Source organism: Plantibacter lichenum (assembly GCF_050587525.1).
Taxonomy (GTDB): Bacteria; Actinomycetota; Actinomycetes; order Actinomycetales; family Microbacteriaceae; genus Plantibacter.
Genome location: NZ_JBOBFT010000012.1, coordinates 36,284 through 60,353 on the forward strand (window position 1 = coordinate 36,284; position 24,070 = coordinate 60,353).

Annotated in this window: 20 protein-coding genes; all 20 read right to left on the minus strand. The window is 68.0% G+C overall.

Features of this window, described 5'->3' with window-relative positions; genetic code table 11:
- Positions 1 to 45 precede the first annotated feature (45 nt).
- Positions 46 to 1,473 carry an HNH endonuclease signature motif containing protein gene (locus ACQ3HB_RS15865; protein WP_430921243.1) on the minus strand — a complete coding sequence of 476 codons (1,428 nt, stop codon included), beginning with the start codon at positions 1,471 to 1,473 and terminating at the stop codon, positions 46 to 48.
- 503 nt (positions 1,474 to 1,976) lie between these two features.
- The gene (locus ACQ3HB_RS15870; RefSeq protein ID WP_430921244.1) at positions 1,977 to 2,645 is read right to left on the minus strand and encodes a histidine phosphatase family protein; all 669 of its coding nucleotides are present in this window, start codon (positions 2,643 to 2,645) and stop codon (positions 1,977 to 1,979) included.
- 112 nt (positions 2,646 to 2,757) lie between these two features.
- A complete protein-coding gene (locus ACQ3HB_RS15875; RefSeq protein WP_430921245.1) occupies positions 2,758 to 4,308 on the minus strand; it encodes a CoA transferase in 1,551 nt (516 codons plus the stop codon).
- Between the two features lie 167 nt (positions 4,309 to 4,475).
- Positions 4,476 to 5,891, minus strand: coding sequence for a pyruvate kinase (gene pyk, locus ACQ3HB_RS15880; RefSeq protein WP_430921246.1), 1,416 nt, complete (start codon positions 5,889 to 5,891; stop codon positions 4,476 to 4,478).
- 74 nt (positions 5,892 to 5,965) lie between these two features.
- Entirely contained in the window at positions 5,966 to 7,423 is a 1,458-nt protein-coding gene (locus ACQ3HB_RS15885; protein WP_430921247.1) for a glutamate synthase subunit beta, read from the minus strand.
- A complete protein-coding gene (gene gltB / locus ACQ3HB_RS15890; protein ID WP_430921249.1) occupies positions 7,416 to 11,978 on the minus strand; it encodes a glutamate synthase large subunit in 4,563 nt (1,520 codons plus the stop codon). The genes ACQ3HB_RS15885 and gltB overlap by 8 nt, the downstream gene beginning before the upstream one ends.
- Before the next feature lie 122 nt (positions 11,979 to 12,100).
- Positions 12,101 to 13,105: a prolipoprotein diacylglyceryl transferase gene (gene lgt, locus ACQ3HB_RS15895; RefSeq protein WP_430921251.1), complete on the minus strand. Its 1,005-nt coding sequence runs from the start codon at positions 13,103 to 13,105 to the stop codon at positions 12,101 to 12,103.
- A 46-nt stretch (positions 13,106 to 13,151) separates the two neighbouring features.
- Positions 13,152 to 13,955, minus strand: a complete 804-nt coding sequence (trpA, locus tag ACQ3HB_RS15900) for a tryptophan synthase subunit alpha (RefSeq protein WP_430921253.1) — start codon at positions 13,953 to 13,955, stop codon at positions 13,152 to 13,154.
- Complete coding sequence (trpB, locus tag ACQ3HB_RS15905; protein ID WP_430921255.1) at positions 13,952 to 15,172, minus strand: tryptophan synthase subunit beta; 1,221 nt, start codon at positions 15,170 to 15,172, stop codon at positions 13,952 to 13,954. The genes trpA and trpB overlap by 4 nt, the downstream gene beginning before the upstream one ends.
- Positions 15,169 to 15,948: an indole-3-glycerol phosphate synthase TrpC gene (gene trpC, locus ACQ3HB_RS15910; protein ID WP_430921256.1), complete on the minus strand. Its 780-nt coding sequence runs from the start codon at positions 15,946 to 15,948 to the stop codon at positions 15,169 to 15,171. The genes trpB and trpC overlap by 4 nt, the downstream gene beginning before the upstream one ends.
- Before the next feature lie 3 nt (positions 15,949 to 15,951).
- Positions 15,952 to 16,182, minus strand: a complete 231-nt coding sequence (locus ACQ3HB_RS15915) for a DUF6704 family protein (protein WP_430921258.1) — start codon at positions 16,180 to 16,182, stop codon at positions 15,952 to 15,954.
- Between the two features lie 166 nt (positions 16,183 to 16,348).
- On the minus strand, positions 16,349 to 16,951 hold the full coding sequence (locus ACQ3HB_RS15920) for a Trp biosynthesis-associated membrane protein (protein ID WP_430921260.1): 603 nt from the start codon (positions 16,949 to 16,951) through the stop codon (positions 16,349 to 16,351).
- 2 nt (positions 16,952 to 16,953) lie between these two features.
- Positions 16,954 to 18,486 carry an anthranilate synthase component I gene (locus tag ACQ3HB_RS15925; RefSeq protein WP_430921262.1) on the minus strand — a complete coding sequence of 511 codons (1,533 nt, stop codon included), beginning with the start codon at positions 18,484 to 18,486 and terminating at the stop codon, positions 16,954 to 16,956.
- Between the two features lie 31 nt (positions 18,487 to 18,517).
- The gene (hisI, locus tag ACQ3HB_RS15930; RefSeq protein WP_430921264.1) at positions 18,518 to 18,880 is read right to left on the minus strand and encodes a phosphoribosyl-AMP cyclohydrolase; all 363 of its coding nucleotides are present in this window, start codon (positions 18,878 to 18,880) and stop codon (positions 18,518 to 18,520) included.
- The gene (hisF, locus tag ACQ3HB_RS15935; RefSeq protein WP_430921266.1) at positions 18,877 to 19,638 is read right to left on the minus strand and encodes an imidazole glycerol phosphate synthase subunit HisF; all 762 of its coding nucleotides are present in this window, start codon (positions 19,636 to 19,638) and stop codon (positions 18,877 to 18,879) included. The genes hisI and hisF overlap by 4 nt, the downstream gene beginning before the upstream one ends.
- 10 nt (positions 19,639 to 19,648) lie before the next feature.
- On the minus strand, positions 19,649 to 20,488 hold the full coding sequence (hisG, locus tag ACQ3HB_RS15940) for an ATP phosphoribosyltransferase (protein ID WP_430921268.1): 840 nt from the start codon (positions 20,486 to 20,488) through the stop codon (positions 19,649 to 19,651).
- An 80-nt stretch (positions 20,489 to 20,568) separates the two neighbouring features.
- A complete protein-coding gene (locus tag ACQ3HB_RS15945; RefSeq protein WP_430921269.1) occupies positions 20,569 to 20,832 on the minus strand; it encodes a phosphoribosyl-ATP diphosphatase in 264 nt (87 codons plus the stop codon).
- 175 nt (positions 20,833 to 21,007) lie between these two features.
- Positions 21,008 to 21,670 carry a ribulose-phosphate 3-epimerase gene (gene rpe, locus ACQ3HB_RS15950; protein WP_430921271.1) on the minus strand — a complete coding sequence of 221 codons (663 nt, stop codon included), beginning with the start codon at positions 21,668 to 21,670 and terminating at the stop codon, positions 21,008 to 21,010.
- Positions 21,671 to 21,679: 9 nt separating this feature from the next.
- The gene (locus tag ACQ3HB_RS15955; RefSeq protein ID WP_430921272.1) at positions 21,680 to 23,113 is read right to left on the minus strand and encodes an RsmB/NOP family class I SAM-dependent RNA methyltransferase; all 1,434 of its coding nucleotides are present in this window, start codon (positions 23,111 to 23,113) and stop codon (positions 21,680 to 21,682) included.
- Positions 23,110 to 24,039 carry a methionyl-tRNA formyltransferase gene (gene fmt / locus ACQ3HB_RS15960; protein WP_430921273.1) on the minus strand — a complete coding sequence of 310 codons (930 nt, stop codon included), beginning with the start codon at positions 24,037 to 24,039 and terminating at the stop codon, positions 23,110 to 23,112. Before fmt ends, ACQ3HB_RS15955 begins: the two co-directional genes overlap by 4 nt.
- Positions 24,040 to 24,070: the final 31 nt, after the last annotated feature.

A 24,070-nucleotide genomic window follows, 5' to 3' on the forward strand; every position in this document is an offset into this window, starting at 1 on the left:
CCTGAGCTTGTCGAAGGGTTGGGGTCTGGGGTGGGTTGGTACGGGTTATCCGGTGTTGTTGGGGTGGAGGGTGCCGCCGCGTCGTGGGGTTCGTGTCCGGTCGAGGTGGGCTGGTGGGATGAACCACGGGGACTCGTCACGGATCCGGATGTCCCACCCGTCGGCGTGCACCCGATGGTGGTGGTGTGAGCAGAGCAGGATGCCGTTGTTGAGGTTGGTGGTGCCGCCGGTTGACCACCAGGTGATGTGGTGGGCTTGGGTGTAGGCGGGTGGGTGTGGGCATCCGGTCCAGGCGCAGCCGCCGTCGCGTTCGGCGAGGGCGATCTTCTGACCCGGACTGAACAGGCGTCGGGCATGCCCGAGGTCGAGGATTTGGGAGGGTCCGGTGAGGATGGCGGGGATGAGGTTCGCGTCGCCGGCGATCCTGCGGACGGTGTTGGCGGTGATGGGTTCGGTGATGCCGTCGATATGCGCTGCCCCGATGCTGTGGGTGAGGTCGTCAAGGTCCATGCGGATCACGATGCTGACGGGTGCGAGTTGATTGGCGGCTTCGGTGCAGCCGGCGACGTGTCGGCAGGTGTCCACGAGTGCATCGAGACGGAGCTGTTCGAGGGTGCGGGGTTCGGGCATGTCAGCAGGGGCGGCTGGGTCCTGTTCAGTGTCGGAGGATCCGCCAGTGTCGGAGGATGTGCCAGTGTCGGAGGCCGATGAACCGCTTGGGCAAGCGCCGCTTCCACTATCGGCGGGATCTGCGGTGTCGACGAAGTGTGGGGTGCGGAGGGCTGTGCTGACGACGGCATCGATCGCGCCACGCACCCACATCGCCGACGCGGGATCCAGGACCGCGGTGAGTTTCGTCATCCCGCCCGGCAGTTCCAGGATCCGCAACGACCGGCGCGAGTGCAGCATCTGCTCCCGGGGTTGGGCGCCGTCCTGGTCAAGGATCATCCGCGCACGCACCGCCGCCTTCCTCGCATCCCCAGGCGACACCCCGGAACAGTGCTCGACCAAGACCCGCTCCACCGCAGCGGTCTTCAAGGTGGTGGCGACGCGGGCACCGAGCCGGAGCTCACGGACCATCGCAGCCGCAGCATCAACGGTCAGGGCCACCGGGGCGGCACCCACGGCGGGACCCTGCGAGACGGCGGTGTCCGCCGAGGGTGCCGCCGGCCGGATGGCCTCGGCAATGCCTGGGAACTCGCACTCCTGCACCTCGCCCAGGAACGTGCGCTTCGGAACGATGGCGCTGCCCACGTCGACCAGGACGGCGGCGCGGGCGGGGGCGATCCGCCACCGGTCCGCAAGCAGGGCTACTGGAGACGAATACCCGTGTGCTTTCGCGAGCCCGTCACCGCCACGTTCCTTCCCGGAACGCGCAGCAACCGTGCCAGCCCAGGCCGCTTGGGCGGCATCGAGCGCGTGCTGGAGCGCACCGAGCTCCTCACCGACCCGGAGCAACCCCGGATCGTCCATGGACTCAAGCTCCACCGCAACAAGACCACTCGATCCCGCAATCGCAGCACCAGCACCAGCAGCCGGAGTCGAATGTCCGAAGGCGGGCCGGGCACCGTCCCACACCGTGTCAACCGGCCGAGGGCCGCATCGACCGCGGCCAGAGCGCCGGGCTCGGCCGAGCCGGTCGCGGTAGGTGGGGCGGTGAGGGTCATGGAAAGATCATCGCATCGACCACCGACACTGATACACGTGTCGAATATCGCGCTGATCTGGGATGTTTTCCCAACGAGTGTCACCGAGATGCGGTGATCTGATCCGTCGAGTGTTGCCCTTCGACAGGCTCAGGGAACGGGGTGCGGCGCGCGGGAGGGTTGCCCTTCGACAAGCTCAGGGACCGGAGTGCGGCGCACGGGAGGGGTTGCCCTTCGACAGGCTCAGGGACCGGAGTGCGGCGCACGGGAGGGGTTGCCCTTCGACAGGCTCAGGGACCGGAGTTCGGCAGGCTGCCGAGCCGACGAACCTCAGAAGCCGCGGGACGTGACCTCTGCTGCAGGACCATCGGCAGCCGTCTCGGTGAGATCGAGCCCGCCGCCGGCGTCACCGGACCAACTCTCGACCGTCCACCCATCGGCGGGACTTCCCGTGACAACGAGAACGCCCGTGTTCGTGATGGGGTGAGCCGCGACGAACGCCGCATCGACGTTCGTGGAACGGAGGCCCACCCAGGTGCGCAGCATCGCACCATGGCTCACGACGACCACGGTCTCAAGGCCACTCATGGCGATCTCCTCGATGACCGTGTCGAATCGATCGAAGACTTCGGTTCCGCTCTCTCCGCCCGGCATCCGATGTTCCATGTCACCCCTCGCCCACGTGACGATCGCGTGCATGTACACCTCGACGGCAGGCATGTCGTTGCGCATCTCGTTGTCACCGGCGTGGATTTCACGGAGTCCGTCTCGAAGGATGACGTCATGTCCGATGGCGGCAGCGAGCGGAGCAGCAGTTTGCTGCGCACGTGCGGCGGTCGATGCGTAGACGGCGTCGATGCGCTCACCCTGGAGCGCCGAGGGGATCGCTGCGGCCTGCTCGCGTCCGAGGTCCGAGAGGTCGGCTCCCGGGATCGCGGTGTCGAGGAACCCCGCGACGTTCGAAGGAGTCTGACCGTGTCTGATGAGGATGAGGCGCATGCCTCCAGCGTATGCGAAGCCGCCTGAGCAGAGGGTAGATGAGCGACGCACAGCCGCGTGCTCAGAAGCTCGGCACCTCCGGCCACCCCACGCAGTCACGGAGCGCACTGGTTCAGCGGGTTCGTTCGGCCCACTCCGGAGTGTCTGAACCGAGCCGGTGGGCGGGGAACGCGTAGTCGTCGTACCCGGCCAATGCCGGACGCGCAGTGGTGATCCTCACACCGTCGACGATGTTCGTGACGATGGACTCGTGCCCCGGAACCGCAGCAGAACCAGAAGCAGCAGCACCAACCTGAGAAGCAGGAGAAGCAGCACCAGGAACACCCGGGTCACCACGGGAGTCGTCACGCTCGCCGACCAGACCAGCACCGAACAGAGCAGCACCGATGCGAGCCAGCGACACGGCCACTCGACGCCCCGACCCCGTCTCCAGACGCTCGGCCAGCGAGTCGATGACGGCGGCGGCGAGCAGGTAGCCGCTCGAGTGGTCGAGGGCTTGAGCGGGAAGAGCACCAGGGCTGTCCACGGACCCTTCGATCACAGCGATGCCCGACGCCGCCTGCACGAGGCTGTCGAAGCCTCGACGATCACGCCACGGGCCAGCACCTCCCCACGCGTCGACGGACGCTTCTACGAGCCCCTCAGGGCGCCTCAGGCCGAATGTCTCGACCGCGCCCGGCCGATAGCCGGTCACGAGCACATCGGCCGTGTCGAGGAGTGCCTGCAGCGTGTGCACGCCGGCCGGGGTCGCGGCATCGACCGAGACGGTCCGTTTGCCTTGACCGGTGTCGACGTGCTGCCACGGGATCTCCGGCAGCCGAGGCGAGTCGACACGCAGGACATCGGCCCCGAGCAGAGCGAGCGTCCGAGTCGCGACCGGCCCGGCGATCACCCGGGTCAGATCCAGGACACGGACGCCCGCGAGCGGGAAGCGCGCGGTCGCCTGTCCGTGCCTCGAATCCGAGGCACGGACCTGTCCGCCAGCGCCGTGTTCACGACGCTCGCCATGACCCTCACCGCTCCCCCGGCTCCGGTCGCGCCGGCGACTGTCCCCACGCGTACCAGGAGGCGCGCCCGCTCCCGACACCCGCACGAGCGGCTCCGCGACGAGTGAGGCCCACTGCGAACCGCTCATCCACTCGGCCGCGCTCCGCACGCGGACCGCCAACGCACCGGCAGCTGCGGCCGCTTCTTCGAGATCGCTCGCCGTCCTCAGAGAGACAGCCAGTTCGAGATCCGCTCGGCCGGCATCGCCGTGAAGTCCGAGGACCCGGCACAGTCGGTCGTGGTGGTGCGGATAGTTCGCGTGCGTACGGATCCAGCCGTCGGCCGCTCGGAAGAATCCCGAGAGCGCAGCGAACGCAGAGACAGGTACGTCATCGAATCGGAGCAGCTTGTCGCTCTGGTAGGCCGCCGCCACACGTTCCCGGTCGACGGTCGCGGGCGCCCGGGAGGCATCCGGTCCGCCGAGGCCAAGCGCGGCACGAAGACGATCTGCGGCATCCTCGACGGTCCCGACCGCTGCCATAGCGAACGGGAGGACTGGAAGTCTCGCTGCGAGGTATCCCTCTGACCCGATGACGGCGCGCGGGAGAGTGGGAGCGGACACCCCGAGCGATGCGCGGTAGTCGCTTGCGAGATCACCGTTCGTCGAGCGTTCCATGGCCTCACGATACGGCCTCAGCCGTCCGAGACGGACCTGCAAGCCCAGGCTGCTCCAACGAGCCCGGGTCGATCCCGCGGACACAGCGCAGCATCGACCGCGCACACAGAGAACCGCCCCGGCCTCCCCAGAGGGGCGCCGAGGCGGTCTCGTTCACGAGCAGTGGATCAGAGGACGTCGCCGACCTTGTGCACGCGGATGTCGTTCGTGGTGCCGGGGATTCCGGGAGGGGACCCGGAGATGATGATGACCTTTTCGCCGACCTGGGCCTTGCCCGTGGCGACGAGGACCTCGTCCACCTGGGCGACCATCTGGTCGGTGTGGGTCACACGCTCCACGACGAAGGACTCGACGCCCCAGTTGAGCGCCATGCGACGACGGATCGCCGGGTCCGGCGTGAACGCCAGAATCGGGATGCGGTTGCGCAGACGGGCCATACGACGCACGGACTCACCGGACTCGGTGAAGACGCAGAGGAACTTCGCACCGACGAAGTCGGCGACCTCAACGGCCGCGAGCGTGATGGCGCCGCCCTGGGTGCGGGGCTTCGTGCCGAGCGGGGCGACACGGTCGAGACCGTGCTCCTCGGTCGACTCCACGATGCGAGCCATGGTCTGCACGGTGATGACGGGGAACAGACCGACACTCGTCTCGCCGCTGAGCATGACTGCATCGGCGCCGTCGAGGACTGCGTTCGCGACGTCGGACGTCTCGGCACGCGTCGGGATCGGGTTCTGGATCATCGACTCGAGCATCTGCGTGGCGACGATGACGGGCTTCGCCATACGACGAGCCAGCTCGACGGCACGCTTCTGCACGATCGGAACGGCTTCGAGCGGGAGCTCGACACCGAGGTCGCCACGGGCGACCATGATCGCGTCGAAGGCTTCGACGATCTCTTCGAGGTTGTCGACGGCCTGCGGCTTCTCGATCTTGGCGATGACGGGGACCTTGCGGCCCTCCTCAGCCATGATCTCGTGGACGCGGACGATGTCGCTCGCGTCACGGACGAAGGAGAGGGCGATGAGGTCTGCACCGAGGCGGAGGCCCCAACGGAGATCCGCTTCGTCCTTCTCGCTCAGCGCGGGGACGTTCACGGCGACGCCGGGCAGGTTGATGCCCTTGTTGTTCGAGACCGGACCGGCCACGATGACCTCGGTCGTGACGACGGTGCCGTCGGTCTCGAGGACCTTGACCTTGACCTTGCCGTCGTCGATGAGGAGGAAGTCGCCCGCCTTGACGTCGTTCGGGAGGCCCTTGAACGTCGTGGAGGAGAGTTCCTTGGTGCCGAGGATGTCCTCGGTCGTGATCTTGAAGATGTCGCCTTCGGCGAGGTCGTACGGTCCGCCCTCGAACTTGCCGAGGCGGATCTTCGGACCCTGGAGGTCGACGAGGACGGCGACGGCACGGCCCGAATCCTCGGTGGCCTTCCGCACGTTGGCGTAGATGGCCTCGTGGACGTCATAGCTGCCGTGGCTGAGGTTCATCCGCGTCACGTCGACACCCGCATCGATGATGGCGCGGATGTTTTCGTACGTGGACACTGCCGGGCCCAGCGTTGCGACGATCTTGGCTCGTCTCATGTTGGTGTGTACTCCATGTTTCTGCGCGAAAGCGCTTTGTGCTCGCTGCTTGGTGTTTGTCGTCGTGACAAAGCCTAGAGGGAGATCGGCTGGTCCGTCGGACGAACCGGGAAGGGCAGCTGGGTGTCGCCTTCGAGGTACTGGTCCACTGCGGCTGCCGCGGCGCGGCCTTCCGCGATGGCCCAGACGATGAGGGACTGGCCGCGACCGGCGTCGCCGGCGACGAAGACGCCGGGCTCGCTGGTCTGGTAGTCGTCTTCTCGCTCGACGTTGCCGCGGCCGTCGAAGGGCAGGTTCCACTGCGATTCGAGGGTGTCGGACTCCGGACCCGTGAAGCCGAGGGCCAGGAGCACGAGGTCGGCGGGGATCTCACGTTCGGTGCCGCTCTTGGGGACGCGACGTCCGTCCACGAACTCGGTCTCGGCCACACGGATCGCGCGGACGTCGCCTTCGTCGTTGTGCAGGAATTCGACGGTGGAGACGAGGAACTCGCGGTCGCCGCCCTCCTCGTGCGCGCTCGAGATCTCGAACAGGTTGGGCTGCATCGGCCACGGCTGGTGATCGGGGCGGGCGATGCCGGGCTGACGCCCGATCGCGAGGTTGGTCACGGATGCAGCACCTTGGCGGTGCGCCGTTCCGATGCAGTCCGCTCCGGTGTCGCCACCGCCGAGGACGACCACGTGCTTGTCCTCGGCCGTGATCTGGCCGGGAACGCTGTCGCCGGCTCCCACCTTGTTCGCCTGGACGAGGTACTCCATCGCGAAGTGGACGCCGCCCAGGTCGCGACCGGGGATCGGAAGGTCACGGGGCACCATGGCACCTGTCGCGACGACGACCGCGTCGTACCGTGCACGGAGGTCGGACCAGGTGATATCCACACCGATGTTGACGCCCGCGCGGAACCGGGTGCCTTCATCCTGCATCTGCTTGAGGCGGATGTCGAGGTGCTTCTTCTCCATCTTGAAGTCCGGGATGCCGTAGCGCAGCAGGCCGCCGATGCGGTCGTCACGCTCGTACACGGCGACCGTGTGGCCGGCGCGCGTGAGCTGCTGCGCGGCGGCGAGGCCGGCAGGACCGGATCCGACGACGGCGACCGTCTTGCCGGTCAGACGCTCCGGCGGGTGCGACTCCACCCAGCCGTTCGCGAACGCCTGGTCGATGATCGAGACCTCGACCTGCTTGATGGTGACGGCCGGCTGGTTGATGCCGAGCACGCACGAGCTCTCGCAGGGCGCGGGGCACAGACGACCGGTGAACTCGGGGAAGTTGTTCGTGGCGTGGAGGCGCTCGATCGCAGAACGGCCTTCGCCGCGCCACATGAGGTCGTTCCACTCCGGAATGAGGTTGCCGAGCGGGCAGCCCTTGTGGCAGAACGGGATGCCGCAGTCCATGCAGCGTCCGGCCTGCTTGCGGACGGTCGCCGCGTCACCCTGCTCGTAGACCTCTTTCCAGTCCATGAGTCGTACCGGCACGGGCCGGCGCTTCGGGAGCTCGCGCTCCTGTACCTTCAGGAATCCCTTCGGATCAGCCACCGGTCACCTCCAAGATTCGAGTCCACACGATGTCGCCGTCGGGGTCGAGGCCTTCTTCGACGGCCGTCTGCCGGGTGGCGAGGACTGCCGCGTAGTCGCGTGGGAGTACTTTGACGAACTTCTGCATGGTCTGGTCGATGTCATCGAGCAGTCGGGCGGCGAGCGGGGAGCCCGTCTCCGCCAGGTGGCGTTCGAGGAGGTCGCGGACGATCTCGACGTCGCCGCTGCCGAGCGGCAGCAGTTCCAGTTCACCCGATTCGAGCGATTCTCGGTTGACGCGGTCGCGGACGAGGTCGTAGACGTACGCCGTTCCACCGGACATGCCGGCGCCGAGGTTGCGACCGGTCTCGCCGAGGATGAGCGCGAGCCCGCCGGTCATGTACTCGAGCGCGTGGTCGCCGACGCCTTCGACGACCGCGGTCGCTCCGGAGTTGCGGACGAGGAAGCGCTCCCCCACCATGCCGCCGAGGAACAGCGTCCCCTGCGTGGCCCCGTAGCCGATGACGTTGCCGGCGATGACGTTCTCCTCCGGCGCGAAGGTCGCTTCGGCCGAGGGCCGGACGACGATCTGACCACCGGAGAGTCCCTTGCCGACGTAGTCGTTCGAGTCGCCGATGAGACGCAGGCTGATGCCGCCGGGCAGGAACGCACCGAACGACTGTCCGGCGGAACCGCGGAGCGTGACATCGATGCTGCCTGCCGGCAGACCGTTCTCGCCGTGGCGGAGGGTGACCTCGTGGCCGAGCATCGTGCCGACCGCTCGTTCCGTGTTGCGGATCGGGAGGTCGATCGAGACGTGACCGCCGTTCTCGAGCACATCGGCACTGGCAGCGATGAGCCCGCGGTCGAAGTGCTTCTCGAGCTCGTGCTCCTGCTCGCGACGGTTCGTGCGCGGTTCGTCGTCGGCGAACTGGGGGCCGACGAGGACCGGCGTGAGGTCGAGACCGGACGCCTTCCAGTGCTCGATCGCGCCGTTCGCGTTGATGAGCTCGTTGTGACCGATGGCCTCTTCGATGCTGCGGAAACCGAGCTCGGCGAGATACTCGCGCACCTCCTGGGCGATGAACTCGAAGAAGTTCACGACGAACTCCGGCTTGCCCGTGAAGCGTTCACGGAGGACCGGGTTCTGCGTCGCGACGCCGACGGGGCACGTGTCGAGGTGGCAGACGCGCATCATGATGCAGCCGGAGACGACGAGGGGCGCGGTCGCGAAACCGAACTCCTCGGCACCGAGCAGCGCACCGATGATGACGTCACGGCCGGTCTTCATCTGCCCGTCGACCTGCACGACCACCCGGTCGCGCATGTTGTTGAGCATGAGCGTCTGCTGGGTCTCAGCGAGACCGAGCTCCCACGGCGTTCCGGCGTGCTTGAGCGAGTTGAGCGGGCTGGCGCCCGTTCCGCCGTCGTGGCCGGAGACGAGGATGACATCTGACAGCGCTTTCGCGACGCCTGCCGCGACCGCACCGATGCCGGACTGACTCACGAGCTTCGTGTGGATCCGAGCGCTCGGGTTCGCGCGCTTCAGGTCGAAGATGAGCTGCTTCAGGTCCTCGATCGAGTAGATGTCGTGGTGCGGGGGCGGCGAGATGAGGCCGACTCCGGCGGTCGCGTGACGCGTCCGAGCGACCCACGGGTACACCTTCGTGGGAGGCAGCTGACCGCCCTCGCCGGGCTTGGCGCCCTGGGCGAGTTTGATCTGGATGTCGTCGGCGTGCGTCAGGTACATGCTGGTGACGCCGAAACGACCGGACGCGACCTGCTTGATGGCACTGCGGCGCGTGGGGTCGAGGAGTCGGTCGACGTCCTCACCGCCCTCGCCGGTGTTGGACTTCGCGCCGAGGCTGTTCATGGCGATCGCGAGCGTCTCGTGGGCTTCACGGGAGATCGAGCCGTAGCTCATCGCACCCGTCGAGAAACGCTTCACGATGGACGCGACCGATTCGACCTCGTCGATCGGGACCGCGGGACGCACATCCGTGCGAAGCGTGAACATGCCGCGGATCGTCATGAGCGATGCCGCCTGCTCGTCGATCAGCTTCGTGTAGTCGCGGAAGATGTCGTAGCGACGAGTCCTGGTCGCGTGCTGCAGCTTGAACACCGTGTCCGGGTTGAAGAGGTGCGGTGAGCCGTCGCGGCGCCACTGGTATTCTCCACCGGACTGCAGACGCTCGTGAGCCGTCGATGCGGCGTCCTCCGGGTACGCGTAACGGTGGCGCTTCGCGTTCTCCTCGGCGATGACGTCGATGCCGACGCCACCGAGCTTCGATTCGGTGCCGGTGAAGTACGGGGCGATGAACCCCTCGTTCAGGCCGACGGCCTCGAACGCCTGTGCTCCCGCATAGGAGGACACCGTGGAGATGCCCATCTTCGACATGATCTTGAGGACGCCCTTGCCGAGTGCCTTGATGACGTTCTTGACGGCCTGCTCGGGCGTGACGCCCTGGATCATGCCGCTGCGGACGAGGTCCTCGCACGTCTCCATGGCGAGGTACGGGTTGATCGCGGAGGCGCCGTAGCCGATGAGGAGTGCGACGTGGTGCACCTCACGGACGTCGCCGGCCTCGACGACGAGCCCGACCTTCATGCGGTTCTCGGATCGGATGAGGTGGTGGTGCACGGCGCCGAGCGACAGGAGCGACGGGATCGGTGCGAGGTCGGTGTTGGAGTCGCGGTCGCTCAGCACGATGAATGCGGCACCGGCGGCGATCGCCTCGTCGACCTCGTCGCACATGGCGGCCAGGCGGTCCTCGAGTCCGCGCGCGCCGTCCTCGACGCGGTAGAGCGCCTTGATGGTCGACGTCAGGCTTCCGCCCGGACGCGGGTCGATGTGCTGGATCTTCGCGAGCTCGTCGTTGTCGATGACCGGGAAGTCGAGGACGACCTGCTTCGCGTGCTCCGGACCCCACGACAGCAGGTTCCGCTCCGGACCGAGGCCGAGCTTCAACGAGGTGACGACTTCTTCACGGATGGAGTCGAGCGGCGGGTTCGTGACCTGCGCGAACTGCTGGACGAAGTAGTCGAACAGCAGGCGCGGACGCTCCGACAGGATGGCGATGGGCGTGTCCGAGCCCATGGCGCCGAGCGGTTCCGCACCGTTCTGGCCCATCGGCTGGAGGAGGATGCGCACTTCCTCCTCGGTGTAGCCGAAGGTGCGCTGACGACGGGTGACCGATGCAGGCGTGTGCACGATGTGCTCGCGCTGCGGCAGGTCGCGGAGGTGGATACGGCCGTGTTCGAGCCACTCGCCCCACGGCTGTGATGCCGCGAGCTCGTCCTTGATCTCCGAGTCCTCGATGATGCGACCGGCTTCGGTGTCGACGAGGAACATCTTGCCCGGGCGCAGGCGGCCCTTGCGCTTGACGCGGCTGGGCTCGACGTCGAGGACGCCGATCTCGCTGCCGAGGACGACGAGGCCGTCGGTCGTCTCCAGCCAGCGCCCCGGACGGAGACCGTTGCGGTCGAGGGTCGCGCCGACGAGCGTGCCGTCGGTGAACGTGAGCGCGGCAGGACCGTCCCACGGTTCCATCTGCATGGAGTTGAACTCGTAGAAGTCGCGACGCGTCTGGTCGAGGCCGGTCTGCTTCTCCCAGGCCTCTGGCACCATCATCATCATCGCGTGGGGCAGACTGCGTCCCGTGAGCGTGAGGAGTTCCAGCACTTCGTCGAACGAGGCGGAGTCGCTCGCACCCGGGGTGATGATCGGGAGCAGTGGACGCACATCGCCGATGAGCTCGGACTCGAGCTGGGACTGACGCGCACGCATCCAGTTCCGGTTGCCCTCGACCGTGTTGATCTCTCCGTTGTGCGCCATCATCCGCAGCGGCTGCGCGAGCGGCCACGACGGGAACGTGTTCGTGGAGTACCTGGAGTGGACGATCGCGAGCTTCGTCGCGAAGCGCTCATCGGACAGGTCCGGGTAGAACGGCTCGAGCTGGAGCGTCGTCACCATGCCCTTGTAGACGAGCGTGCGGCTCGAGAGGGAGATGAAGTACGCGCCGAGCTCGCGTTCCGCGCGCTTGCGCAGACGGTATGCGATGCGGTCGAGCGCGATGCCGGACGGCTTGGTCTCGTGCGTGCTCGTGACGAAGAGCTGCTCGAACGACGGCATGGCCGCGCGAGCGAGCTTGCCGAGCTGGTCCGGGTTGACCGGTACGTCTCGCCAGCCGATGACCGACAGCTGCTCGTCAGCGGCGATCGCGGCGATGCCCGCCTTGAGTTCGTCGCGTGCGGCGTCATCCGTCGGCAGGAAGGCGATCCCGACCGCGTACTCGCCAACGGGCGGCAGCTCGAAGCCGGCCACACCGCGGAGGAACTCGTCCGGGATCTGCGTCAGGATGCCGGCGCCGTCACCGGTGCCTGCGTCGGAACCGATCGCGCCTCGGTGCTCCAGGTTGCGCAGCGAGCCGAGCGCGGCGTCGATGATGGCGTGGGAGGCCTCACCGCGGAGCGTGGCGACCATCGCCAGCCCACAGGCGTCCTTCTCATTCGCCGGGTCGTACATGCCTTGCTTGACCGGAACTGCGCTGAATTGTGCATACGGAGCATGCGCCATAGAACTACCGTCCTCACGAGGGGGATCACAGAAGGGACGTCGCTGGCCCTGGAAACGAGCAAAGGTGGCACCCCCCGAGAGCCGGAGGGTTCAGAGGCTGGGGAAGTCGGTGTGCGCCACGCCTAGGATTTCGAGCCGGTTCCGCTTGTGGCGACCGCTTCTCCCGACGCCGAGGAATCTGCGGCTGCGGACGTTCCATCTGCTTCGGAGGCTTCGTCAGCGCTACCGAGACCCAGGTTCTCCGCGTCGGTGTTGTAGTAGTGTACCGCAGCCTTCGGGTCGGACCATTCCCTCCCGGTCACGTACGGTGATGCTTCGCGGCCGGGGTGACGGCGCGTCTGCACGATGAGGATCACGATGCCGACGATGATCGCGAGGATCGCGGCCCACACGTTGGTGCGGATGCCGAAGAAGTACTCGCTCGGGTCGACACGGATGGTCTCCCAGACGGTGCGGCCCGCGCCGTACCAGATGAGGTAGACGGCGAAGAGCTTGCCCCACTGCGGGTTGAACTTCTTGCCGATCCAGAGGATGACGGCGACACCGAGCAGGTTCCAGATGATCTCGTACAGGAACGTGGGGTGGAAGAGCGTGCCGGCGGGCAGGCCGACCGGGAATGCAGGGTTGCTGGCTTCGATCTCGAGGCCCCACGGGAGGTTCGTCGGCAGGCCGAAGAGCTCGTGGTTGAAGTAGTTGCCGAGGCGACCGAACGCCTGCGCGAGCAGGAGACCGGGAGCGAGTGCATCCGCGAAGGTCCAGAAGCGGACCCCTGTCATGCGGCAGCCGATGTACGCACCGACGGCTCCACCGATGAGGGAGCCGAAGATCGCGATGCCGCCCTCCCAGATGTAGAGCGTCCTGAGGAGGTCGGCGCCCGGGTAGAAGTAGTCGCCCGGGTGAGTCAACACGTGGAAGATGCGTGCGCCGATGATGCCCAGCGGGATCGCCCACAGGATGATGTCGAGCACGATGCCGGGTTCGGCGCCGCGCTTCGTCAGGCGGCGCGACGTGAGGATCGTCGCCGCGATGATCCCCGCGATGATGCAGAGGGCGTAGAAGTGCACCGTGAATGGACCGAGACTGAAGCTCGAGACGCTGGGGCTCGGGATGCTGAGGGGTGCAATCACTGGTGTGAACGCCTTTCGTGGGGAAAACTCTGATCGAGTGTACGTCCTAGTGGGCGAGGACGGCGCCAACTGCCAGTTCGCGCGCGATCTCGGCGACCGCCGGGACGCCGCCGTCGGCGAGGGCCTTGACGATCGCCGAGCCGACGATCGCCCCGTCCGCGTAGGCGAGGACGTCCTTCACCTGCGCAGCGGTCGAGATGCCGATGCCGACGCACGCGTGCTCGGTGCCGACGGCTCGGAGCCGTGCGACGAGCGTCTTCGCAGCCGCATCGACGTCCTGCCTGGCGCCTGTGATGCCCATCGTGGAGACCGTGTACACGAATCCGCGCGAGCGCTCGTTGACGAGTGCGAGACGGACGTCGGTCGACGTGGGAGCGGCGAGGAAGACGCGGTCCAGGCCGAATCGATCGCTCGCGGCGAGCCAGTCGTCCGCAGCGTCCGGTGTGATGTCCGGCGTGATGAGCCCGGCTCCCCCGGCCTCGACGAGGTCGGAGGCGAAGCGCTCGACGCCGTACTGGAGCACGGGGTTCCAGTACGTCATCACGAGGACGGGGACGTCGACGGCCGCACGGATCGCACGGATCGCCGTGAAGACGTCGTGGAGGCGGAAGCCGCCTTCGAGGGCCTGCATCGTGGCCGCCTGGATGACGGAGCCGTCCATCACCGGGTCGGAGTACGGCACGCCGAGCTCGAGGATGTCGACGCCGTTCTGCGCGAGCGCGATCGCCGCATCGATGCTCGTCTGCAGGTCGGGGAAGCCGACGGGCAGGTACCCGATGAGGGCGCCGGCGCGATCCACTTTCGCGGCGTCGATCGCCTGTCCGACGGGGGAAGCGGTCGACGTGGTCACGAGGTGGCTCCTTCAGCGTGCTGGTCGTCGAGCAGGCCGAAGTACTTCGCCGCGGTCTCGACGTCCTTGTCCCCGCGCCCGGAGAGGTTGACGAGGATCGTCGTGTCAGGGCCGAGGCGCTCGCCCAGGGCGATGGCGCCGGCGAGGGCGTGAGCGGACTCGATGGCGGGGATGATGCCCTCGGTGCGGCTGAGGAGACGGAACGCGTCCATCGCCTCCGCGTCGGTCGCGGGGAGGTAGGTGGCGCGACCGGTGTCCGCGAGCCACGCGTGCTCCGGACCGACGCCCGGATAGTCGAGACCCGCGGAGATCGAGTGGGACTCGATCGTCTGGCCGTCCTCGTCCTGCAGGACGTAGGTCTTCGCGCCGTGGAGGATGCCGGGGCGCCCACGTTCGATCGATGCGGCGTGGCGCGGGGTGTCGACGCCGTCGCCGGCCGCCTCGATGCCGTACAGCGCGACCGAGGGGTCGTCGAGGAAGGCGTGGAAGATGCCGATCGCGTTCGAGCCGCCGCCGACGCAGGCGACCACGGCGTCCGGGAGCGAACCGGTGAGGTCGATGACCTGCTGTCGAGCCTCCTCCCCGATGATCTTCTGGAAGTCGCGGACCATCGCGGGGAACGGGTGCGGCCCGGCGGCCGTTCCGAAGATGTAGTTGGTTGTCTCGACGGAGGCGACCCAGTCGCGGTACGCCTCGTTGATCGCGTCCTTGAGGGTGCGCGATCCCGTCGTGACGGGGATGACCGTCGCGCCGAGCAGTTCCATGCGGGCCACGTTGAGGGCCTGTCGCTGGGTGTCGACCTCCCCCATGTAGATCGTGCACTCGAGGCCGAAGAGCGCCGCGGCGGTCGCGGTGGCGACGCCGTGCTGCCCTGCACCGGTCTCGGCGATCACGCGCGTTTTGCCGATGCGCTTCGTGAGGAGCGCCTGCCCGAGCACGTTGTTGATCTTGTGGGATCCCGTGTGGTTGAGGTCCTCACGCTTGAGGATGACCCGCGCGCCGCCCGCGTGCGCGGCGAACCGGGGCACCTCCGTGATGATCGAGGGACGACCGGCGTAGTCGCGGAGGAGCGCGGTGAGCTCCGCCTGGAACGTCTCGTCGGTCTTCGTCTGCTCGTAGGCCTCGGCGAGTTCGTCGACCGCTGCGATGAGGGATTCCGGCATGTATCTGCCGCCGAAATCCCCGAAGAACGGGCCTTGCTCGTCGCGGAGGTTCATCGTTGGTGGGCTCCCAGGAACTGTTGGAGGGTGGAGACGGGATCGCCCGTCACGAGTGCTTCGCCCACGAGGACGACGTCGGCGCCGTCTGCACGATACCTGGCGACGTCGTCTGCCGTCTTGACGGCGGACTCCGCGACCCGGACGGTGCCGGCGGGAATGCGGTCGGCGAGGGTGCCGAAGAGGCTCTGGTCGAGCTCGAAGGTGCTCAGGTTGCGGGCGTTGACGCCGATGAGCTTCGCGTCGATGTCGATCGCGCGCTCGAGCTCGTCCGCGGTGTGCGTCTCGACGAGCGGCGTCATCCCGAGTTCGAGGATGAGCTCGTGCAGGATCTGCAACGGCTTCTGCTCGAGCCCGGCGACGATGAGGAGCACGAGGTCTGCACGCGCAGCGCGCGCCTCGAACACCTGGTACGGCGATGAGATGAAGTCCTTGCGCAGCACCGGCAGCGAGATCGATGCACGAACGGCTTCGAGGTCCTCGAGGGAACCGCCGAATCGACGCCCTTCCGTGAGCACGCTCACCGCGCTCGCGCCGCCCTGCTCGTAGAGCGAGGCGAGGAGTGCCGGATCCGGGATCTCGGCGAGTGCGCCGCGAGACGGGCTCGAACGCTTGACCTCGGCGATGATCTTGACGCGATCGGCCGGTGCGAGAGCCGCGAGAGCGTCGAACGCCGGCGGAGCGGCGTGGGCCGCTGCTTCGACCGTTGCGAACGGTCGATTCGCCAGACGCGCTTCAGCGTCGGCCTTCGCGCCGGCCATCAGGTCGGCGAGCACGGGTCAGTGCTCTTTCGCGATGTACTTGGTGCCGTTGACGCCGTAGCCGGCCTTGCCCATGATCCAGCCGACGATTGCCCCGACGACGAGGAGTCCGGCGGATGCCCAGACGACGACGGGCAGGTCGAGCCAGAACGCGAGCGTTCCGATGGCGAATGCGACCAGCATGATGATCACTGCCGTCCAGGCGGCGGGCGAGTGTCCGTGGCCGGGGTCCGAGGGATCGGTGCTCATGAGTCTCCTTTGCAGCGGGTTCCTGAACAGTCTATCGGCTCGACGGCGGTGGTTCCGCGAGGCCGTGCGCAGGCTCCGGCTCGTGTGTTGGTCTGATGGGTTGGTGGTGCGGGGAATGGGGTCGTGCGTGAGGCGTTGCGGCGCCCGGTCGGCGCCCGGGTGCCGGTCAGCGCTTGCGGGTCGGGTCGTCGCCTCGGCTGAGGTCGTCCCAGGTGACGACGGGGTCGGCTTCAGCGTCCGGGTCGGCCTCGACGAAGCGGACGGCCTGGTACTTCTTCGACGAACCCGGCCAGGCGCGGAAGGTCACCGCGGTCGCAAGTCCGACGATCGCGAGCAGAACGCCGAGGATGAGCGTGATGACGGGCCAGGCCGTGAGCGACGAGCTCTCGACGAGCGCGCCCACGGACGAGGAGCCGGCCACGCCGGTGGCCTCGGTGACGGCACCGGCGCCAGCGGCTGCGGGATCGAGGAGCGCGGCGAGGGCCGAGTATCCGACGCACGCACCGATGACCGCCTCGAGGATGCCGAGCACGATGCGGAACACCGGTCCAGCAATCGCGAGTGCGCCGACGAGGGCGAGGCCCGCAAGCGCCAGCGCCGACAGTGCGGGCGCCGCGACCGAACCGACGACGTCGATCGTCCCCTTGTGCCCGGCGGCCGGCGCGAGCGTCACCGTGAGCCAGTTCTGCGTCCAGGACGCCAGGACGCCCGCGTTCACGAGGATCGCGGCCCCGAGCAGTGTGCTCTTGAGCCTCCGTGCATTCGGCATCGTCAGCGCACCCGTTCCATGCTGTTGGCCACGGCGACCGCGCGGAGCGGTGCTGCAGCCTTGTTCTGTGATTCGAGGAATTCGCTCTCGGGGTCGGAGTCCGCCACGAGGCCGCCTCCGGCCTGGACGTGAGCGACCCCGTCGATGATGGTCGCGGTCCGGATCGCGATGGCGAGGTCGAGATCGCCGGAGAAGCTGAAGTAGCCCACCACTCCCCCGTACACGCCGCGCTGAGCCGGTTCGAGGTCGTCGATGATCTCGAGGGCACGGGGTTTCGGGGCCCCGGACAGCGTTCCAGCGGGGAAGGTCGCGCGGAAGACGTCGATGGGCGAGACGTCCTGGCGCATGACGCCTTCGACGCTCGACACGAGATGCATGATGTGGCTGAATCTCTCGACGCGCATGAACTCGGTCACCTCGACCGTTCCCGCCTCGCAGACCTTCAGGAGGTCGTTCCGCGCGAGGTCGACGAGCATGAGGTGCTCAGCGCGTTCCTTCGCGTCGCCAGACAGCTCCGCTTCGAAGTCGGCGTCGGCCTCCGGCGTCGCCCCACGAGGTTTGGATCCGGCGATGGGGTGCGTGAGAGCACGACCCTCCTGCACCTTGACGAGCGCTTCCGGCGACGATCCGACGATCGTGTACGGGGTGCCGTCAGGCGTGTCGAGGGCGAGCAGGTACATGTACGGGCTCGGGTTGAGGCTGCGGAGCACCCGGTAGACGTCGATCGGGTCCGCGGGGCAGTCCTGATCGAAGCGCTGGGAGACGACGACCTGGAAGACGTCGCCGTCGCGGATGTGCTGCTTCGCCGTTTCGACGGATGCCAGGAAGTCGGCCTTGCGCGTGCGATGCGTTGGAGCGGGATCAGCACTGAAGTCGAGGTCGGCCAGCCACGCCTCGGACGGTTCGGCGAGTCGTCGTTGCATCCGGTCGAGGCGGTCCTGCGCTTCGTGCCACAGCGCGGCTGCGCCCTCCAGGCCGTCGTTCAGGACGTTCGCGATGAGATGGACGGTGCCGTCGCGGTGATCGATCGCCACCACATCGGCCGAGAAGGACAGCGCCTGACCGGGGACCTGCACTTCGCGCACCGGCCGGTTCGGGAGCCGCTCGATCTGCCTGATGGCCTCCCAGCCGACGAAACCGACGAGGCCGCCCGTCAGCGGAGGGAGCCCGGGGGGAGGCGTCGTCTGCCACCGCTCGTAGAGCTGTTCGAGGACCTGGAGCGGGCCGAGACCGGTCGTGTCGCCGAGCGCACGCTTCGCGGACAGGCCGTAGTCGAGCCAGACCGCGGCATCGCCCTCCTGGGTGAGTACGCCGAACGAGGAGACGCCGACGAAGGAGAACCGCGACCAGATGCCGCCCTGCTCTGCTGACTCCAGCAGGAACGTGCCCGGATTGCCGAGCGCGAGCTTCCGGTAGATGCCGACGGGCGTCTCACCGTCCGCGAACAGGGTGCGGACCACGGGGATCACTCGTCGGTCCGCGGCGAGTTCGTCGAACTCGCGCTTCGTGGTCGTTCCCGTCGAGGGAATCGTCATGACGTGCTCCAGGTGGGGATCGGTGGTCGTCTCAGGAGCCGACGACCGGATCGAGCTGCCGTCCGTCGAAGCAGGTGCGGGTACCCGTGTGGCACGCGGCGCCGACCTGGTCGACCTCCACCAACAGGGTATCCCCATCGCAGTCGTAGGACGCTTGGCGAACGTACTGGACGTGCCCGGAGGTGTCGCCCTTCCGCCAGTACTCCTGACGCGAGCGGGACCAGAAGGTGACCCGTCCTTCCGTCAGGGTGCGGCGCACGGCTTCCGCGTCCATCCAACCGAGCATGAGCACCTCACGGCTGTCCCACTGCTGGATGACGGCGGGGAGCAGGCCGTGGTCGTTGAAGGTCAGCTTCGCGAGGATCTCGTCCGTACCCGTCACCGCGTCCATCATCGAACCGTCCATCCTGCTGCTGAGAGTCCCGACTTCACGTCGCCGATCGTGAGTTCGCCGGAGTGGAAGACGCTTGCGGCGAGCACGGCGTCGGCTCCGGCCGCGATCGCGGGCGGGAAGTCCTCGACCTTGCCGGCGCCGCCGGAGGCGATCACGGGCACGGAGCTGACCTCGCGCATGAGCGTGATGAGCTCCGTGTCGAAGCCGGCTTTCGTCCCATCGGCGTCGATCGAGTTCACGAGGAGCTCGCCCGCACCGCGTTCGATCGCCTCCTTCGCCCAGTCGAGCGCGTCGATCGACGTCTCCTTCCGCCCGCCGTGCGTCGTCACGACGAACCCGGACGTGGTGCCGGGGTGGCGTTTGACGTCGAGCGAGAGCACGAGGACCTGTGCACCGAACCGGTCGGCGATCTCGCCGAGGAGCTCAGGGCGTGCGATCGCCGCGCTGTTGACGCCGACCTTGTCCGCACCGCTCGCGAGCAGCCGCGCGACATCGTCGACGGAACGGACGCCGCCGCCGACCGTGAGTGGGATGAAGACCTGCTCGGCCGTGCGGCTGACGAGGTCGTACGTGGTGTCCCGACCGGCGACCGTCGCGGTGACGTCGAGGAAGGTGAGCTCGTCCGCGCCCTGCTCGAAGTACTTCCGAGCGAGCTCGACGGGGTCGCCCGCGTCACGCAGGTCGAGGAAGTTGACGCCCTTGACGACGCGGCCGTCCGCCACGTCGAGGCACGGGATCACTCGGGTTGCGAGAGTCATGGTGCGCTCCTCAGAGACGTGCAGCGTGGATCGCCGTCACGAGGATGGCGCGGGCGCCCAGTTCGTACAGGCGGTCCATGACCTCGTTGGCGTCGTTGCGGTGGATCATGACACGCACGGCGACCCACTCCGGGTCGCGCAGCGGGGAGATCGTGGGCGATTCGATGCCGGCCGCGATCGACGTCGCCTGCTCGAGGAGCGTCGCGGGGAGGTCGTAGTCCATGAGGACGAACTGGCGGGCGACGAGCACACCCTGCAGACGACGGAGCAGCGTGTCGGTGGCCGGGTTCACCACGGGTGAGGTGATGAGGACGGCGGTCGATTCGAGGATGACCGGGCCGAAGATGTCAAGACCGGCCTTACGGAGCGTTGTGCCCGTCTCGACGACGTCTGCGACGGCATCGGCGACGCCCAGGCGAACGGCGGACTCGACGGCTCCGTCCAGGCGGACGAGCTCGGCGCTGATGCCGGCGTCGGCCAGGAAGGTCCCGACGAGGCCGGGGTAGCTCGTGGCGATGCGGGTGCCCTGGAGATCCTCGAGCTTCGTGAAGCGATCCGAGGGACCGGCGAAGCGGAAGGTCGAGTTGCCGAACCCGAGCGATGCGAGTTCGGAGGCCGGCGAGTGGGAGTCGAGCATGAGGTCACGGCCGGTGACGCCGACGTCGAGGGCACCGGAGCCGACGTACGTCGCGATGTCCCGCGGACGGAGGTAGAAGAACTCGACACCGTTGCGGGCGTCGACGACGTGCAGTTCCTTGGTGTCACGCCGTGTGGCGTACCCGGCTTCCTGCAGCATCTCGATGGCGGTCTCGGACAACGAGCCCTTGTTGGGCACGGCGACTCTCAGCATGGGGGTGACTTTCGTGTGGGTGGTGTGGTCTCGACGGGGAGGAGTGGCGCTGCGGTGGACGGAGTCCGTCGCTTGCGTTCCTACAGATGTCGGTACACGTCCGCCGGGGTCAGCCCTTTCGCAACCATGAGCACCTGCACGTGGTAGAGCAGCTGGGAGATCTCCTCAGCCGTCTCGATGTCGGTCTGGTACTCGGCGGCCATCCAGACCTCTGCCGCCTCTTCGACGATCTTCTTGCCGATGCCGTGGACGCCGGTGTCGAGTTCGCGGACGGTGCCGGAACCCTCAGGCCGGGTCTCGGCCTTCATCTGCAGTTCGTCGAACAGCTCGTCGAAGGTTTTCACCCTGCAAGGCTACCGGTTCTTGACGCGCTCTCGTGCCGCGGTGCGCCCTACCGACTGGTAGGGCGACTGGTAGGGCGACTGCTAGCGCGACTGGTAGCACGACAGCTGGACTCGTGGGGCGGCCTCGTCCGTGATCGGAGCGGCAACCGCGTCATCGACGGGATCCTGTGCTGGATCAGTGCGTGTGGGCAGCAGCCGCGGCGCGCAGTGTCGCGATATTGGCCGTCGGGTCGTCTCCGCCGAACACGGACGAACCCGCGACGAAGGTGTTGGCGCCGGCCTCCGCGGCGATCGTGATCGTGTCGGCCGTGATGCCGCCGTCGACCTGCAACCAGACGTCGAGTCCCGTTCGGGCCACCTCTGCCGAGAGCCGTTCGAGCTTCGGCATCGTCTCGCGCATGAACGACTGGCCGCCGAAGCCGGGCTCGACCGTCATCACGAGGATCTGGTCGAACTCGGGCAGCAGCTCGAGATAGTCGTCCACAGGCGTCCCGGGCTTGAGCGCGATGCCGGCGCGCGAACCGATCTCCCGCAGGCGACGAGCGAGCCGTACGGCGTCCTTCGCGGCTTCCGCATGGAACGTGACCGAATAGGAGCCGATCTCCGCGTAGGCGGGCGCCCAGCGGTCGGGGTCGTCGATCATGAGGTGGATGTCGAGCGGGATGGCAGAGACGTCCTGGATGCGCTGCACCATCTGCGGCCCGAACGTGAGGTTCGGGACGAAATGGTTATCCATGACGTCGACGTGCACGAGATCGGCCGAGGCGATGCGCCCCAGCTCGTGCTCCATGTTGACGAAGTCGGCGGACAGGATGCTCGGGTTGATGCGTACGGCCATGCTTCGAGCCTAGCGAGCCGCAGCGTCGTCGAACGGCTTCTGCAGGAGGGCGATGAACATCGCGTCGGTCCCGTGGCGGTGCGGCCACAACTGGACTGCACCCCCCGGCGCCGCCGCATCGAGCGGTTCCGCCGTCACCGCGTCGAGCACGGCGCTCGTGTCGAGGCGTTCGAGACCCGGATGCGAGCGGAGGGCGCTCTCGACGATGAGCGCGGTCTCACCGACGTGCGGGGAGCACGTGACGTAGGCGACGATGCCGCCCGGAGCGAGCGCGTCGATCGCCGAGTCGAGGAGCGCGCCCTGGAGCTTCGTCAGCTGCGAGACGTCCTTGGGCGTCTTCCGCCACCTGGCCTCCGGGCGACGACGGAGCGCCCCCAAACCGGTACACGGAGCGTCGAGGAGGATCCGGTCGTAATGACCCGTGCGGCTCGCACCGATCGTCGAACCGTCTTCGGTCGTGACGACGACGGGCAGCGGGACGGGGGCGATTGCACGCTCCACGAGACGCGCACGCGCCGGGACGAGTTCGTTCGCATCGAGTTCTGCGCCGGTGGCGAGGGCCTCCGCCGCCAGGAGCGCCGCCTTACCGCCGGGACCGGCGCACACGTCGAGCCACTGCTCCCCCGGTTCGACCGGCCTCGCGCGTGTCAGTGCGAGCGCTGCGAGCTGCGAACCCTCGTCCTGGACCCGGAGCGTGCCGCCGCTGGCGGTGACGACACCGAGCGGGTCGCCTCCGCCTGAGCGGAACCCGAAGGGCGAGAAGCGGTTGGGCGTCGCCGCCTCCGGACGCGTCGAGAGTCCTGGTAGGGCGACGAAGTTCACCTGCGGTGCGAGGTTGTCGGCCTCGAGGGCCGTCTCGAGCTCGTCGCCGCGACCCTGCAGATCGAGGGACTGCTTGATGGCGCGGACCACCCAGGAGGGGTGCGCCGTGCGAGCGGCGAGGCGATCGATCTCGGTCGTCGCGCCTCCCTGCACCTCCGCCTGCCAGGCGTCGGGCTCCTTGCGCGTGATCGCGCGGAGGACGCCGTTCGTGAATCCTGCCGCTGAGCGGGAGCCCGCACTGCGGGCGAGTTCGACCGATTCGTTGACCGCTGCGTGGCTCGCGACGCGCATCGAGAGCAGCTGATGGGCGCCCAGCCTGAGGACGTCGAGGATGGCAGGATCGATCTCGGACACGGGGCGGTTCGCGGCGCGGGCGATCACCTGGTCGTAGTAGCCGCGCAAGCGGAGGGTCCCGTAGGTGAGCTCCGTCGCGAGTCCGGCGTCGGCGGGCGACAGACGGGCCTCCGCCAGGCGGTGCGGGAGCAACAGGTTCGCGTAGGCGTCCGAGTCGCTCACCGCGCGGATGACGTCGAAGGCGATGCGGCGCGCCGGCTGCACCGTGCCGGTGTCCTTCGTCCGGTTCGGGCGCTGACGCCCCCGCTGCGGTTCGGAGCTCGTCATGAGGCCACCAGGCTTTCCGTGTCGATACCGCGCCACCAGTCGGCGGCCGCCATGGCGGTCTTGCCCGCCGGCTGCACGGTGTGGAGTCGGAGCGGCGTCGTGGCCGTCCCGATGAGGATCTGTCCGTCGCGTTCGACGATGATGCCGGGAGCGAGACGCTGGGCGTCGGCGTCGTTGCCGCCGACGAGCGTCGCTCGATGGATTTTGAACCGTGTACCGTCGATCGTCGTGTGCGCACCGGGCTCCGGGGTGACCCCGCGGATGAGCGCATCGACGGCGATGGCGTCCTTCGTCCAGTCGATGCGCGCGTCGTCGCTGCCGAGCTTCGGCGCGAGGGTGACGTCACCGCTCTGCTCGACGCCGATCGCAGTGCCCGCGGCGATCGCATCGACCACGGAGAGGGTCAACGGACCGCCCGCGATCGCGAGTCGTTCGAGGAGTTCGCCGGCCGTCTCGGTCTCGCCGATGGGCGTCTCGATCCGATCGAAGACGGGGCCTGCGTCGAGCGCGGCGACGAGTTGGAAGACGGCGGCGCCGGTCACCCGGTCGCCGCCCATGATCGACCGCTGCACGGGAGCAGCGCCCCGCCACGACGGCAGGAGCGAGAAGTGGAGGTTGATCCAGCCGTGGACGGGCGTCGACAGGAGGGGCTCGCGGACGAGGCCGCCGTAGGCGACGATGACGCCGAGGTCGGCGGACAGCGCCGCGATCCGTTCGGTGACGACTGCGTCGAGCCGGTTCGCCTTGATGACGGGGATGTCGAGTGCGGCCGCAGCGTCCGCGACGGGTGAGGGCGTGAGCACACGCTTCCGCCCCGTCGGAGCATCCTCCCGGGTGACGACCGCGACGACGTCGTGGTCGCTTGCGACGAGCGCCTGCAGGGTGGGGACGGCGACGGCTGGGGTGCCGGCGAAGACGAGCCTCACGCGGCCCGGACCGATCGCTCGGCGGCTCGGG